This is a genomic window from Tenacibaculum singaporense (assembly GCF_003867015.1).
Taxonomy (GTDB): Bacteria; Bacteroidota; Bacteroidia; order Flavobacteriales; family Flavobacteriaceae; genus Polaribacter; species Polaribacter singaporensis.
Genome location: NZ_CP032548.1, coordinates 852,368 through 867,985, shown reverse-complemented (window position 1 = coordinate 867,985; position 15,618 = coordinate 852,368). Strand labels below are relative to the sequence as shown.

Annotated in this window: 14 protein-coding genes; 13 read left to right on the top strand and 1 reads right to left on the bottom strand. The window is 31.7% G+C overall.

Translation table 11 applies throughout. The features are described from left to right. Nucleotides 1–7 precede the first annotated feature (7 nt). Nucleotides 8–3,049, bottom strand: coding sequence for a SusC/RagA family TonB-linked outer membrane protein (locus D6T69_RS04000; RefSeq protein ID WP_125066564.1), 3,042 nt, complete (start codon nt 3,047–3,049; stop codon nt 8–10). A 227-nt stretch (nt 3,050–3,276) separates the two neighbouring features. Here D6T69_RS04000 and D6T69_RS03995 point away from each other — a divergent pair, with 227 nt between their 5' ends. The 13 genes from D6T69_RS03995 (at nt 3,277) to D6T69_RS03935 (ending at nt 15,604) form a co-directional block, all read left to right on the top strand. Further along, complete coding sequence (locus D6T69_RS03995) at nt 3,277–4,266, top strand: AAA family ATPase (RefSeq protein WP_125066563.1); 990 nt, start codon at nt 3,277–3,279, stop codon at nt 4,264–4,266. A 75-nt stretch (nt 4,267–4,341) separates the two neighbouring features. Then, on the top strand, nt 4,342–5,208 hold the full coding sequence (locus D6T69_RS03990; RefSeq protein WP_125066562.1) for a DUF58 domain-containing protein: 867 nt from the start codon (nt 4,342–4,344) through the stop codon (nt 5,206–5,208). A 9-nt stretch (nt 5,209–5,217) separates the two neighbouring features. Next, nucleotides 5,218–6,135 (top strand): hypothetical protein, encoded by a 918-nt coding sequence (locus D6T69_RS03985; protein WP_125066561.1) that lies wholly within the window; start codon nt 5,218–5,220, stop codon nt 6,133–6,135. Beyond that, a complete protein-coding gene (locus D6T69_RS03980; protein WP_125069165.1) occupies nt 6,122–7,129 on the top strand; it encodes a vWA domain-containing protein in 1,008 nt (335 codons plus the stop codon). Before D6T69_RS03985 ends, D6T69_RS03980 begins: the two co-directional genes overlap by 14 nt. Before the next feature lie 36 nt (nt 7,130–7,165). Further along, the gene (locus D6T69_RS03975; RefSeq protein ID WP_125066560.1) at nt 7,166–7,528 is read left to right on the top strand and encodes a four helix bundle protein; all 363 of its coding nucleotides are present in this window, start codon (nt 7,166–7,168) and stop codon (nt 7,526–7,528) included. A 28-nt stretch (nt 7,529–7,556) separates the two neighbouring features. Beyond that, entirely contained in the window at nt 7,557–8,594 is a 1,038-nt protein-coding gene (locus tag D6T69_RS03970; RefSeq protein ID WP_172644826.1) for a VWA domain-containing protein, read from the top strand. An 8-nt stretch (nt 8,595–8,602) separates the two neighbouring features. Next, nucleotides 8,603–9,418, top strand: coding sequence for a tetratricopeptide repeat protein (locus D6T69_RS03965; protein WP_125066559.1), 816 nt, complete (start codon nt 8,603–8,605; stop codon nt 9,416–9,418). Nucleotides 9,419–9,469: 51 nt separating this feature from the next. Beyond that, nucleotides 9,470–11,233, top strand: a complete 1,764-nt coding sequence (locus D6T69_RS03960; protein ID WP_125066558.1) for a BatD family protein — start codon at nt 9,470–9,472, stop codon at nt 11,231–11,233. Then, entirely contained in the window at nt 11,233–11,985 is a 753-nt protein-coding gene (locus D6T69_RS03955) for a CDC27 family protein (protein ID WP_125066557.1), read from the top strand. Before D6T69_RS03960 ends, D6T69_RS03955 begins: the two co-directional genes overlap by 1 nt. Nucleotides 11,986–12,041: 56 nt before the next feature. Beyond that, the gene (locus D6T69_RS03950) at nt 12,042–12,341 is read left to right on the top strand and encodes a hypothetical protein (RefSeq protein ID WP_240628359.1); all 300 of its coding nucleotides are present in this window, start codon (nt 12,042–12,044) and stop codon (nt 12,339–12,341) included. Between the two features lie 182 nt (nt 12,342–12,523). Next, entirely contained in the window at nt 12,524–14,104 is a 1,581-nt protein-coding gene (locus tag D6T69_RS03945; RefSeq protein ID WP_125066556.1) for a SulP family inorganic anion transporter, read from the top strand. Between the two features lie 106 nt (nt 14,105–14,210). After that, a complete protein-coding gene (locus D6T69_RS03940; RefSeq protein ID WP_125066555.1) occupies nt 14,211–14,840 on the top strand; it encodes a carbonic anhydrase family protein in 630 nt (209 codons plus the stop codon). Between the two features lie 137 nt (nt 14,841–14,977). Continuing rightward, nucleotides 14,978–15,604: a carbonic anhydrase gene (locus D6T69_RS03935; protein WP_047788264.1), complete on the top strand. Its 627-nt coding sequence runs from the start codon at nt 14,978–14,980 to the stop codon at nt 15,602–15,604. The last annotated feature ends 14 nt before the right edge of the window (nt 15,605–15,618 follow it).

Genomic DNA, 15,618 nt, shown 5'->3' with positions numbered 1-15,618 from the left:
TTTTAGATTAAAAGTTAACATTTAGATGAAAGTTAATAAACTTTGATGCTGGGTAAGGGGTTACTTCCACATTATTAGCCAGAACATTGTTACCAAAGTTTGAAGCCTCTGGATCATAACTATTATAATCAAAAATATTAATCAAATTTCTTCCTGAAACTCCTATTTTAACTTTTTCTACTCCTTTAATTACATCTTTATTAAATGTATAAAACAAACCTACTTCTCTTAATCGAAGGTAACCAGCATCTTCAATTAACGGTTCTGGATTAACAAATGCTTGACTTGCTCTGTATTCTCCATTAGTAAGTGTACCTGTAGGATCTAAACCTGTATCGTCATAATCCCAAGTTGTACCTGCTAAATCATACAATAAAGTTGTTAGGTTTATACCATCACCTCCTTTTTTCCAGTGCCATAAAAATGATAAATCAAAATTCTTGTATTTAAAATTATTTTGCCAAGACATCTGGAAATCTGGTTCTGCATTACCATATACAAAAAAACCATCTCCTTCTGGATCTCTTCTTGCTATCTCTTCTGCCGTGTAAGCATCTGAATCGTAAGTCCCTACAATTTGTGTAGCACTGAACCCCTCTTGAATATAAAAAGTCCCTAAAGATGAGGCAAATCCTCCTTCAGTAAATGCTGGAACATCTAATCGAGTAATTTTAGATTTATTTTTCCACCATTTTAGGTTAGTGTCCCAAGAAAAATCTTCTTTTTCTATAACATTAGCTTTCAACCCAAGCTCTATTCCTGTGTTTTTAAGCTCTCCTCCATTTTTAATTTCTCTTGTAAAACCTGTAGATGTAGGAACCCTTTCTTGTATTAATAAATCGTCTATTTTTTTAGTATAAAAAGTAGATTCTAAAATTATTCTACTTTCAAATAGCCCTAAATCTAACCCATATTCCAATTCCTTTTGTCTTTCTGGCTCAATGAATGGATCCCCCTTAAATGTACCTGGAGCAAACCCTGAATTACCTCCTATAAATTGGGCTTCAGCAAGTGTAAATTGATCATTAAACTGCGGGAACCTTCCGGCTTCACCATATGCAATTCTAGGTTTAAAAGTTGTTATTTTATCAAACTTCCAAAAATCAAATTCATGTAAATTGATTGCCAAGTTAGCTTTAGGATAATAGTACATCTTATCTGATTCTCCATTATTTGTAGACTTATCTCCTCTAATACCTACAGAACCTATTATTTTGTTTTTATAATTTATCTCTTCTTGAATAAAAAAACCTGAGTCTTTTTGCAAACGAATAGTTTGTTCTGATGATAAATTTTTCGCTAAAGATAGGTTAGTAAGGGAACCATCAAACCCTGTTCCAATTGTAATAACAGTGTTACGGTCAAAATCTTGAAAAAAACTACCTAATTGAGTTGTAAATTGCAGTCCATCTTCTAAATTCAAATTGTGAACTAAGAACGCAGATAAATTGTAATTAGTGTTTATTGTAGAACCAGACACAGCCACCCCGCTGAGTGTTGAAGGATCCCTGAAATAACTCAGTTCTCTGGGAAATATACTAGTTGTTCTTAAGGTATACTGGTCAAATCCAGCTTGTAAAACTAATTTTAATTTATTTTTTTCAGCATCTATAATTTTAATATTTGAAGTTGCACTTCCTATAAAACGGTTAACCTTTTCTCTATTAGTTGTTATTGCAACTGTTTCTAGCACATTTGAACCAGCTCCTCCAGAAGGATATAACCCATCAATAGGAGATAGATTTTCCCAAGGGTATGTAAATGCTAAAGCATACCCAACTGTTCTGTTAGCATTTCCATTATTAAAAAATCCTCTATCAGATTGAGAGCTTATATAGTTAGATGTGACATATAAATCTAACCAATCAGTAAATTTTTGACCAATATTTAAACGAACTGATGCTTTCTCATACCCAGTATTTTCAACCAAACCAGGTTCATCTTTATATGTAACTCCAAAAAAATAATCAGTCTTCTCTGAACCTCCTGAAGACGTAAACCTTGTAGTCGTTGAAATTCTTGTATGATCAAACAACTCTGCCTCATAATCTCTTAATCCACCATTAGCAACTGCTTGATTAAATCTAGCTACTATGGCTTGAGCGTTTGCTCTACTCTCAGCATCTTCCACTGGGTCATCTTTAGGCGAGTAAAAATTATTAAACACTCTTTCTTCATTCCAATCTCTTAACCCTAACAATTGTGTTGGACTCCTAAGCCCTAGAGTTTGCGAAAAAGAAATCCTTGGTTTTCCAAACTTCCCTCTTTTAGTAGTTATAATCACTACCCCACCTGCTGCTCTAGAACCATAAATTGCTGCAGCTGAAGCTCCTTTTAATATTTCTACATTCTCAATATCTTCTGGGTCAATATCCGCAATCCTATTTGAAGCATCATCTTGGTTTGTAGATGGATTCCCTCCTCCAGAAGCTTCACTAATAACATTATTACCCATACCTATGGATGAATTATCAACGTATACACCATCTACAATAAATAATGGTTGCTGATCTCCAAAAACCGAAGTAACTCCCCTAAGCCTCATTGAAATTCCTCCTCCAGGTGCTCCTGAATTTGCTTTAATTTCCGCTCCTGTGAACTTCCCAGACAACGCACTATCAAAACCTGATTGTGATGTAACCTGTGTTAATTCCGCAGCTGAAATTGTCGAAACTGTATTCGCTAAATTAGACCTTTTCGTTGTGGTTGCTAATCCTGAAATTACTACTTCTTCTAAAACATCTGAGTCTTCTCGAAGAGTTACCTGCAAAAAAGTATCCGCACTGACTACATTTCTTTCTATAGTAACAAACCCTAAAGAAGATATTGTAACTACCGTCGGAAGTTTTTTCACATTTAAACTAAATTCACCATTCTCATTAGAAGTGGTTCCATTTGTTGTTCCTTTCTCTATAATATTCGCAAAAGGAATACTTTCTCCATTTACACCCACTATTTTTCCTCTTATCGTTTGCCCGTAAATAAAACTAGAAAACAAGAAAAATAGCGCGTTAATTAGCAGCGTTTTGCTAAAAGACATTTTCTTCATAAAATTTAAGTTTAAAGTTAGTAGAATCTAAATTTCATTTTTTTTATCCACAAAAACAAATTATAAGTAGCTTATTTTCAGTAAAATAAACACGCTCACCAAAAACTTAACTTTAAAAAACAGTACCTTGTCACTTGTAAACACAAGGTTTAACCAACTTTTAACAACTAAAAAAACACTATTATTGTAGCTTTGTTTCATAAAAATTCTAATTTATTTCAATTACTATGGATATAGATGTAAGAGCCATCAATGAAAAAATAGAAAGAGAAAGTGCTTTTGTAGACTTATTAACTACAGAAATGAATAAGGTAATTGTGGGTCAAAAACATATGATTGAGCGATTACTAATTGGACTTTTAGGAAATGGACATATCTTATTAGAAGGTGTACCTGGGCTAGCGAAAACCTTAGCCATTAACACACTTTCAAAAGCTGTAGATGGAAGCTTTAGTCGTATTCAATTTACTCCAGATTTATTGCCTGCTGATGTTGTAGGTACTATGATATACAATGTAAAAGAAAATGATTTCTCTATAAAAAAGGGACCAATTTTCGCCAACTTTGTATTAGCTGATGAGATTAACCGTGCTCCTGCTAAAGTACAATCTGCATTATTAGAGGCAATGCAAGAGCGTCAAATTACCATTGGTGACGAAACTTTCAAGCTAGATGAACCTTTCTTGGTAATGGCAACTCAAAACCCAGTTGAACAAGAAGGGACGTATCCTCTTCCTGAAGCACAGATAGACCGTTTTATGTTAAAAACAGTGATTGACTATCCAAAGTTACAAGACGAGCAACTAATTATGCGTCAAAACTTAAATGGAAGTTTTCAAAAAATAAATCCTGTAATTTCAATCGATCAAATTATTAAAGCTCGCAACGTAGTTAACGAGGTTTATATGGATGAAAAAATTGAAAAGTATATTTTAGATATTGTTTTCGCAACTCGTTATCCTGAAAAATACAATTTAGAAAAATTACAACCACTTATTAGTTTTGGATCATCTCCCCGTGGTAGTATTGCCTTGGCAAAAGCAGCAAAATGTTATGCCTTTATTAAACGAAGAGGTTATGTAATTCCTGAAGATGTTAGAGCAATCGTAAACGATGTATTACGTCATAGAATTGGTATTACGTATGAAGCAGAAGCTGAAAACATTACATCTATAGATATTATTAATTCTATTATTAACGAAGTACAAGTACCTTAATCAATTATCAATGAGCAATTATCAGCCCAAAACACTTTACTGATTATTGATAACTGTTAACTGACAATTGAAAACATGGATACAAAAGAGTTACTAAAAAAAGTTCGAAAAATAGAAATAAAGACACGTAGGTTGTCTAATCATATTTTTGGAGGAGAATACCACTCAACCTTTAAAGGTAGAGGTATGACTTTTTCTGAAGTACGTCAATATCAATACGGAGATGATATTAGAGCAATTGATTGGAACGTTACTGCTCGCTATAATGAACCCTATGTAAAAGTTTTTGAAGAAGAACGTGAGCTTACCATGATGTTGGTAGTCGATATTTCTGGCTCTGAATTTTTTGGTACTTCTGAACAATTTAAAAAAGATACCGTAACAGAAATTGCCGCAACACTAGCCTTTTCTGCTATTCAAAATAACGACAAAGTCGGGTTAATTCTGTTTTCGGATCAAGTTGAACTATACATTCCTCCTAAAAAAGGAAAAAGTCACGTATTACGAATTATTCGTGAGCTTATTGAATTTCAACCAAAAAGCAGACAAACCAATATTAGTGAAGCTTTCAAATTTTTATCCAACATAATGAAAAAGAAAGCTATTGTTTTTATGCTTTCTGATTTTATGGATGATGGTTACGAACGTACACTAAAAATTGTTGGTAATAAACACGATGTTACTGGTATTCGTGTATACGATAAACATGATGAGCAAATTCCTAATTTAGGAATGGTTCCTATGTTAGATGCTGAAACTGGCAAAACTCAATTAGTTAATACTAGCTCTAAATCTGTTAGAACTCACTACAAAGTTAACGCCTTGCGTTTAACTGATTACTTTGAAAGCGCTTTTACTAAGAGTGGTGCAGGAACTATTAACACAAGAGTTGACGAGAGTTATGTACGAAAGCTGTTAGGTTATTTTAAACAAAAAGGATAAGAACAAACAATGAAACACAAACTACTTTACATATGCTTGTTTTTAACTTCTTTTACCTTTGCACAACAACCTCAGGTAAAAGCAGAAATTGACACAACAAACATCAGAATTGGTGAACAGTTTCAATATAAAATATCTGTTGATGAAACTGAAAATGTTATCATTCCTAAGCTAGAAAACCTAAAAGGATTAGAAGTTATAGATACTCTCAAAATCGACACTATTGAAAACAAGCTAATCCAAAAATATATTTTAACAGGTTTTGATAGCGGTGCTTTTTACATTCCCCAACAACAAATATTTATTAGAAATCAAGCTTATTTAACCGATAGCTTATTAGTTAATGTAGCTACGGTTCCTATCGACACTACTAAAGTTAAAAAATTTCCTATTAAAGGAATTAAAGGAGAACCGTATCAATTTGACGATTTCAAGCAGTACATTTGGTGGGTCGTAATATCCATTGTTGTTATAGCGCTTTTACTCTATTTCTTTGTTTTCAAGAAGAAAAAAGAACAAGAAGAAACTATCGTTGTCCCTTTACTCGCTCCTTATGAAGAAGCTATGCAAAAATTAGAGGAACTCGACAAAAAACTGTTATGGCAAAATAATCAGGTTAAAAAATATTATAGTGAATTAACAGACATTATAAGAGGTTATATTGAAAGAGAGTTACATGTACCTGCCTTAGAAAGCACAACAGATGAATTAATTGATGTTTTAAAAGACTTCAATGACACAAAGTCAATAGAAACTTCTAGGGAAATTATTGATAAACTAAAGGGGTTGTTACAAGAGTCTGACTTAGTGAAATTTGCAAAGTCTAAGCCTTTATCGCACGAAATAGAGGAAGACCGAAAAGACGCAAAGCTTATTATAGATAATTTAAAACCTAAAAAACAAGAAGAAGATGATGAAGTGGAATAATTTCGAGTTTCATAGTCCCGAGTTTTTATGGTTGCTAGTATTAATTCCTCTATTAGCTTTTTGGAGTTTTTACACTCGAAAAAAAGATAGTGCTCAGCTAAAAATGCCAAATATCAAAAGTTTTAAAGTACAAGGTTCTATTTTACCCAAACTAAAGCCTTTACTACAACTCTTAAGACTACTGGCCTTAACCTGCTTAATAGTTGCTTTAGCACGCCCTAGAAATGTAGCTGTTAGTAAAAAAACAAAAACAAATCGAGGGATTGATATCGTAATGGCTGTTGATGTCTCGGCTAGTATGCTGGCAAAAGACCTTAAACCAAATCGTCTGGAAGCTTTAAAAAGAGTTGCAACCGATTTTATAAACCGACGCCCAAATGATCGTATTGGTATCGTAGTGTATGCAGGAGAAAGTTTTACACAAACTCCTATTACTAGCGATAAATCTATCGTAAAAAGAACCATTTCAGAAATTAAATGGGGACAGTTAGAAGGTGGAACTGCTATTGGAATGGGCTTAGGTTCTGCGGTTAACAGACTTAAGGATAGTAAAGCCAAAAGCAAGGTTATTATTTTATTGACAGACGGTGTAAATAACGCTGGTTTTGTTGATCCTAAAACAGCTACTGAGCTAGCAAAAGGAAACGGAATTAAGGTTTATACTATTGGAATAGGAACTAACGGGATGGCTCCTTTTCCTTGGGCTAAAGACCCAAGAACTGGTAAAATTTCTTTTAAAAACCAACCTGTTGAAATTGATGAAAACTTACTAAAGCATATTGCCAATGAAACTAGTGGAAAATATTTTAGAGCCACTAATAACACTAAGTTAAAAGAAATTTACGACGAAATTGACAAGCTAGAAAAAACTAAAATAGAAGAATTTAAATATTATAATTACTCGGAAAAATATCGCTTTTTAGTTTTCCTAGCAGGAATCTTTTTGCTCTTGGAGTTCACGTTAAAGAATACATTATTTAAAAGTTTTATATAAAATTGTGAAATTGTTAAACTGTTTAAAAGTTAAAAAATGTATATTTTCTCTTTTGAAAAATTAGAAGTTTGGAAAGAGGCTGTTAAGCTTTCTAAAAAAATATATTCTGTTACAGAAAATTTTCCTGATTCAGAAAAGTTTGGTTTAACAAACCAACTAAGAAGAGCTTCTGTTTCTATTTCTTCTAATTTAGCAGAAGGAACAACACGAATAACAAACAAAGACAAAGCTCATTTTACATCTATAGCATATAGTTCAACAATGGAAATTCTAAGTCAATTAATTGTTTCAAGAGATTTAAACTTTTTAAATGAAGAAGACTATTTAAAATTAAGAAATACCATATACAAAATTTCTAACATGTTGAATTCTTTACGAAAATCACAGTTAAACGATTAAACGCATCAACAATTAAACTATCCGAAGGATGTACAAACTAGAAGAACCAATATATTTTTATCTTTTTGCAATTATTCCTGTAATAATTGTGGTTTTCCTATTAGTTTTATGGTGGAAAAAACGAACTCAAAAAAAGTTTGCTAACCCGTTGCTTTTATCTAAAATAGCACCAAACACATCAACCTTTAAATCGGTACTAAAACTTGTTTTCTTTTTGGTAGGATTATCATTTTTAATTCTATCATTAGTTAACCCAAAAATGGGAACAAAACTAAAAACTGTAAAAAGAGAAGGTGTTGATGTGGTGTTTGCCCTAGACGTTTCTAAAAGTATGTTAGCAGAAGATATTGCTCCTAACAGATTAGAAAAAGCAAAACAAATTATATCTAAAACTATTGATAAGTTAGGAAGTGATAGAGTTGGTATTATTATCTATGCAGGTAATGCTTATCCTTTACTACCTATTACCACTGATCATGCTGCAGCAAAAATGTTTTTGCAAAATGCTAATCCAGACATGGTTTCGAGTCAAGGTACTGCTATCAATGAAGCTTTAAATCTAGCAAACACTTACTATGATAATGATGAACAAACTAATCGTTTTTTAATAATTATTTCAGATGGTGAAGATCATCAAGAAGAAACTAAACAAGTTGCTCAAAACATAGCCAATGAAGGTGTTAAAGTATACACCGTAGGTGTAGGAACCGAAAAAGGAGGTCCAATTCCTATCAAATTAAATGGCGCACTTATTGGTTATAAAAAAGACAGAATGGGAGAAACAGTAATTACCCAAAGAAAACCTGATGTTTTACAAGGAATTGCTGATGCTTCTGACGGACAATATTTTGATGGTAATAAAACTGAAAACCCAGTAGAAGCCATTGAGAAGATTATTGGAAACGCACAAAAAAATGAATTTGAAACAAAACAGTTTTCTGATTATAAAGACCAATTTCAATGGTTTGTAGGTATTGGACTATTGTTTTTGATTTTAGATATGTTTTTATTTGATAAGAAAACCAAATGGTTGAAGAAAGTAGATTTATTTAACGAAGAATCTTAACATGTAGTATGAAAAGTTTACAAAATTTAATATTCATTATAGTCCTTACTGTTTCTGCGGCGGCTAATGCACAGCAAGACACACTTAAACTACAACGTGAAGCACGTGCTTTGTTACGAGAAGGAAACAAGTTATACAATAAGCAAAAGTTTAGTGATGCTGCTATTGCTTACCGAAAAGCTTTAGGTAAGAATAGTAAGTATGAAAAAGCAAGTTATAATTTTGGTAATACTTTATATCAAGAAAAGAAATACAAAGAAGCTGTAGAACAGTTTAAAGTAACTACTGAAACCTCAAAAGACAAAATGGCTCAGGCCGAAGCTTATCATAACATTGGTAACGCAATGATGGAGCAAAAACAGTATGAGCAAGCTGTCGAAGCTTTTAAAAATTCTCTACGTAGAAACCCGAATGATGATGAAACACGTTATAATTTAGCTGTTGCTCAAAAAGAAGCTAAAAAACAACAGCAAGATCAGAAAGACAATAAGGATAAAAATAAAGACCAAAAAAACAAAGATCAACAAAAACAAAACGACAAAGACAAACAAAACGATAAAAATAAAGATCAAAAAGGCGACGATAAGGATAAAAAAGATGATAAGCAAGATCAGAAAAATGATGATCAAAAAAATCAACAAAAACCTAATCAAGACCAAAAAGACAAACAAAACCAAAAACCTAAACCTCAACAGGGTAAGATGACTCCTGAACAAATGAAACAATTGTTAGAGAGTTTAAATAATGAGGAAAACAAAACGCAGAAAAAAATGAATGCGAAAAAATCAAAAGGAAGAAAAGTAAAGCAAGAAAAAGACTGGTAATTTTTCAGTTTTTAAAATCTTAGTTATTTTTAGACATTTTTGAAATTTAACATGAAGTTGAAAGTATACATATCGTTATTAGTTAGTTTTATAACACTTTCCATTAATGCACAAGACGCTGCATTAACGGCCACGGTTAGTAAAAATAAGTTAGGTGTAAACCAACGATTACGTATTGAGTTTTCAATAAACAAACAAGGAGCCGATAATTTTAAAGCGCCAAATTTCACTAATTTTAAAATAGTTGGTGGCCCTAGTCAATCTGTAAGTCAATCTTGGATTAACGGTAAGGTTTCTTTCAATCAATCCTATACTTTTATACTACAACCCAAAAGAAAAGGAGAATTTAATATTCCCTCTGCGAGTATTGAAATTGATGGAGAAACAATAAAGTCAAACCCTATAAAAGTTATTGTTTTAGATGCTGTTGACATTCCAAAAAACCCAAATGACCCCAATTACATTGCAGAACAGAACATTCATTTAGTTGCTGAGATTTCCAAATCTAAACCTTATGTTGGTGAGGGAATTTATGTAGAATATCGCTTATACTTTAGTGATAATGTTGGTATCTATGACAATGCAATAACTGAAGCTCCACAATATAACGGTTTCTGGAATCAAGAAATTAAACGCAATGGAATGCCTGTTAAAACAGGAACATACAATGGAGAGCAATATCGTTATGCTGTTTTACATAAAGCTTTATTAATTCCAACAACCTCTGGTAAACTAACAATAGATCCGATGAAAATGGATATAATTGTTGCAGTTCCTACTGGAAGAGCTGACTTTTTTGGAAACGTAATTACGCGTCAAGTTCGTAAAGAGTTTTCTTCTGCTAAGAAAGTTGTTAATGCTCAAGCCTTACCTCTCAAAAACAAACCAGAAGACTTTACTGGTGCGGTTGGTGAATTTTCATTTGATGTTTCTTTAAGCAAAAACACCTTAAAAGCCAATGAATCATCACAAATTAAGGTTTCAGTAAATGGGAAAGGAAATTTAAAACTTTTTGAACTTCCAAAAGTTGAAACTCCTAAAGAACTAGAAGTTTATCAACCTGAAAGAAAAGAAAACGTTCGTATTACTGGAACTGGATTGTCAGGTTCAGTTACTGACAACTACACTGTTGTTCCTGAATTTAAAGGAAAATATAGGATTCCAAAAACTAGCTTTTCTTACTTTAATCCAAAAGAAAAAGTGTACCAAACCATCACTACAGATGATTTATATGTTGATGTTTTGGAAGGAAAAGAAGTTCCGACGAATTCTGATGCTAATACAGTTACTAAACAAGATATAAAAGTTACAGGCAGCGATTTTAGATACATTCAAACAACTACCAATTTACAACCTATAAAAACTGATGATTTCTTTAAATCTAACTTATTTTATATTCTTTTGTTACTTCCTGTTTTAGCTATTCCTGTTGGAATTGTTATTCAGAAAAAGAAAGAAGAACGTGATAGTGATGTATTAGGAAACAAATTGCGAAAAGCAGACAAACTTGCTAAGAAATACTTGTCGGAAGCACAAAAACAATTAGGTAATAAAGAAGCTTTTTATGAAGCTTTAGAAAGAGCGTTACATAATTACTTAAAAGCAAAACTAGGTGTGGAAACATCTGATATAAGTCGTGAAAAAATTACTGATTTACTAGCTGATAAAAATGTTAGTAAAGAAACTATTAGCAACTTTATTGAAGTATTTAACAATTGTGATTTTGCTAGATATACTCCAATTACCAATGTACAAATGAAAGAGGAGTATGAAAAAGCAAAACAAGTAATAACGCAATTAGACAGACAGTTATAATGAAAAAGTTAGTTATATATGTATTCTTATTTGTGTCTACAATTACGTTAGCACAAAACACCAATGATTTATTTTTAAGTGCTAATTCTTTATACAAGGAAGGAAAGTATGAAGAAGCTATTAAGTTATATGAGCAAATAGAAGATGAAAACCTAGCATCATCTGAAGTTTATTACAACTTGGCTAACTGTTACTATAAGCTTAATAAAATAGCTCCTACTATTTATAATTACGAAAAAGCATTACAGTTAGACCCTTTAAATGAGGATGCAAAAAACAACTTAATTATAGCAAAACGTTTAACTCTTGATAGAATTGAAGCATTGCCCAAATCAGTATTTCAAAAATTCAATGAAAACTATTTACAAAAGTTTACTTATAATACGTGGGCTGTAATTACTATTGTATTTTCTTTTATGGCTTCTATTTTATTTTTATTGTTTTATTTTGCCTATACTCCAAGTAAAAAAAGAATCTACTTTACAACTAGTATTATCTCTTTTCTGCTTTTAATAACCTCTTTAGTTATAACATATACACAATACAACCAAACTAAAAACAATGTTGAGGCTATTATTTACACTGAAGAAGTTTCTGTTACTAACGAACCTACCGAAAACTCTAATGAAATTTTCTCATTACACGAAGGAACCAAAGTTAAAGTACTAGATTCTGTAGATAATTGGAAAAAAATAAAACTTGTTGATGGAAAGGTTGGATGGATAAAAACCAAAACTTTAAAAGAATTATAACATTTTAGCTATAAAAAATTAATTACATTTGCCACTAAATGAATAAAAAAATTATCTTGAAATCTAAAATCGCCATCTTTTTTATCGTTTTGTTTGCGGGCATTATTGTTACGCCTTCGGTGATTACGTTGGTTGATAAAGATCAAGATATTACTATTTTCTTAAATCTAAGTGAAGAAGAAGAAAACACTAAACATGTTAAGGTAGCTGAACTAAAAGCTCATCCTAACGAAGATTATACTTCTTTTTTATACAAGAAAATCCAAAAAAAGAAAAACGTTCGTTTTCAATCTAAAGACTACGTTTCACAATACCCTAAAATTCTTACCCCACCTCCAGAGTTTCTTACTGCATAATAACCTAAGTAAGTTACCTCTTATGAGAACTTAGCTGGAAAATCTGAAAAAATATTTCAATGTATAGCAAGAGTACTATTGCTTCATTGAAACATTTTAAGTTTCTCTTAGTAAAAAATCAATCATTTTAAATTAAAAATACGCTCTAAATTTTATTTTGAGTATTAATAAACGCATATATTATGTTTAAAACTATTAAAAGCGACTTACCCGCAAGTATTGTCGTATTCTTTGTTGCCTTACCTTTATGTTTAGGTATTGCTTTAGCTAGTGGAGCTCCTCTTTTTTCAGGTGTAATTGCAGGAATTGTAGGAGGTATTGTTGTTGGAGCCATTAGTGGTTCTAAAATCGGAGTTAGTGGTCCTGCTGCTGGTTTAGCTGCCATTGTATTAACTGCTATTGGTGCTTTAGGTGGTTATGAAAACTTCTTAGTAGCTGTTGTATTAGGGGGTATTATCCAAATACTTTTTGGAGTTCTTAAAGCTGGAGTTATTGGTTACTACTTTCCTTCATCAGTAATTAAAGGAATGCTTACTGGTATTGGTATTATTATAATTTTAAAACAAATTCCTCATTTCTTCGGATATGATGCAGAGCCAGAAGGAGCTGATAGCTTTATTGAGGCTTCTGGAGAAAATACTTTTTCAGCTATTTTAAGTATTACTGATAATATTACTATGGGGTCAATGGTTATCGGTTTTATTGGGCTAGCTATTTTAATTCTTTGGGATAGAGTTTTAAGTAAAAAAGGAAAAATATTCCAATTAATTCAAGGTCCATTAGTAGCTGTAGTAATGGGAATTATCTTTTTTACCCTAACACAAGGAAATGAAACATTCGCAATACAAGCATCTCATTTAGTAAGTGTACCTATTCCTGAAAGTTTTGATTCTTTCTTAGGACAATTTACATTCCCTAATTTTAGCGCTATTACCAACTATGAAGTATGGGTAACTGCATTTACAATTGCATTAGTAGCTAGTTTAGAAACTTTGCTTTGTGTTGAAGCTACAGATAAATTAGATCCAGATAAAAATGTAACTCCAACAAATAGAGAATTATTAGCACAAGGAACAGGAAATATCTTATCTGGTTTAATTGGAGGTTTACCAATTACTCAAGTAATTGTAAGAAGTTCTGCTAATATTCAATCAGGAGGTAAATCTAAAATGTCAACAATTATTCATGGGTTATTCTTACTATTATCTGTTATTTTAATTCCTACCCTATTGAATAAAATACCATTATCTGTATTAGCTGCAATATTATTAGTTGTTGGTTATAAACTAGCTAAACCTAGCTTATTTAAACAAATGTTTGCCTTAGGATGGAAACAATTTGTACCTTTTATTGTAACTGTATTAGGTATTGTTTTTACCGATTTACTTACAGGAATTTCATTAGGATTAGCAGTAGGAGTATTTGTTATCTTAATAAAGAGTTATCAAAACTCTCACTTTTTGCATATTGAAGATAAAAGTAACGGAATACATAAAATAAAAATGACACTTGCTGAAGAAGTAACATTCTTTAACAAAGGAGCTATTTTAAAAGAATTAGATAGCTTACCTCAAGATACTCATTTAGAATTAGATGTTAGAAAAACTAGATATTTAGACAATGATATTGTTGAAATTTTAGAAGATTTTGCGTTTAAAGCAAAAGAAAGAAACATCAATATTAAACTTATTTCAGAACGCGGTATTGTAGAAAACCCTCAAAGTTTTATTAAGTTCTTTAAACTTAGACCAAAAGCAGCGTAACATTTTTAAATTCGTAATTTAAAAATGACTTACTGAGAATACTTTGTATTAAATAGTATTCTTAGCATAAAGAAAAACGATATAAATAATTTTATAAAAATATATAATGAAAGCACATACTAAAGAAACACAAGCTACAATGACTCCTGAAAAGTCGTTACAATACTTAAAAGAAGGAAACTTAAGATTTCAAAATAATTTAAAAGCTAATCGTAACTTATTAGAGCAAGTTAACGATACTAGAGAGGGGCAATTTCCTTTTGCTACTATTTTAAGCTGTATCGATTCAAGAGTTTCAGCTGAATTAGTTTTTGACCAAGGTTTGGGAGATATTTTTAGCGCAAGAATTGCAGGTAACTTTGTAAACGAAGATATTTTAGGTAGTATGGAGTTTGCTTGTAAATTAGCAGGTACTAAATTAATCGTTGTTTTAGGACATACTAGTTGTGGGGCTGTTAAAGGAGCTTGTGACAATGCTCAGTTAGGTAACTTAACCAACATGTTAGGTAAAATTAAACCTGCTGTTGAAGCTGTAACTGAACCTAAAGATGAAAGTTTAAGAAACTCTTCTAATTTAGAGTTTGTAAATAAAGTTGCAGAAAAAAATGTACAATTAACTATTGATAGAATTTTAAACGAAAGTGAAGTACTAGCTGAAATGCATAAAAATGGTGAAATTATGATTGTTGGAGCTATGTACGACATTAAAGATGGTGCTGTTACTTTTTTTGAATAAAGAACACCAACTTTAAACTATATTATAAAGAGAATCTAAACTTAGTTTTAGGTTCTCTTTTTTATTAACTTCGAAAACTGTTATGCTTAGTATATAAGCAACCGCTAAAGATTCTTCTAACAAACAATTTTACACTAATGAATCTATCTAAAATTTTTGAAAATAATAAAGAGTGGGTAAAAAGTAAACTGTCTACCAATAAAGATTACTTTAAAAAATTAAACGAAGGACAAAGTCCGGAGCTTTTGTATATAGGTTGTTCTGATAGTAGAGTTTCAGCAGAAGATTTGATGGGACTAAGCCCTGGTGACGTTTTTGTACACAGAAACATTGCTAATATGGTTCCTGCAATCGATTTAAATTCTGCTTCCGTTATTGAATATGCTGTTGAACATTTAAAAGTAAATCATATTGTAGTTTGTGGTCACTATTCATGTGGCGGAGTTAAAGCCGCAATGCAGTCTGCTGATTTAGGGTTGCTAAATCCATGGCTACGCTATATTAGAGATGTATACCGTCTACACAAAGAGGAGCTGAATGCAATAGAAGATGAAGATGCCCGCTACGATCGTTTAGTTGATTTAAACGTACAAGAGCAATGTGTTAACCTTATTAAAACTGCTGCTGTTCAAAAAGCATACAGAGATAGGGGGCTAAAAGTGCACGGTTGGGTTTTTGATATCAAAACAGGAAATCTCATCGATTTAAATATCGATTTTGAACAAATCTTAGAAGATATTATGGAAATTTATCATTTAGACTAAAATATAAAATTGGG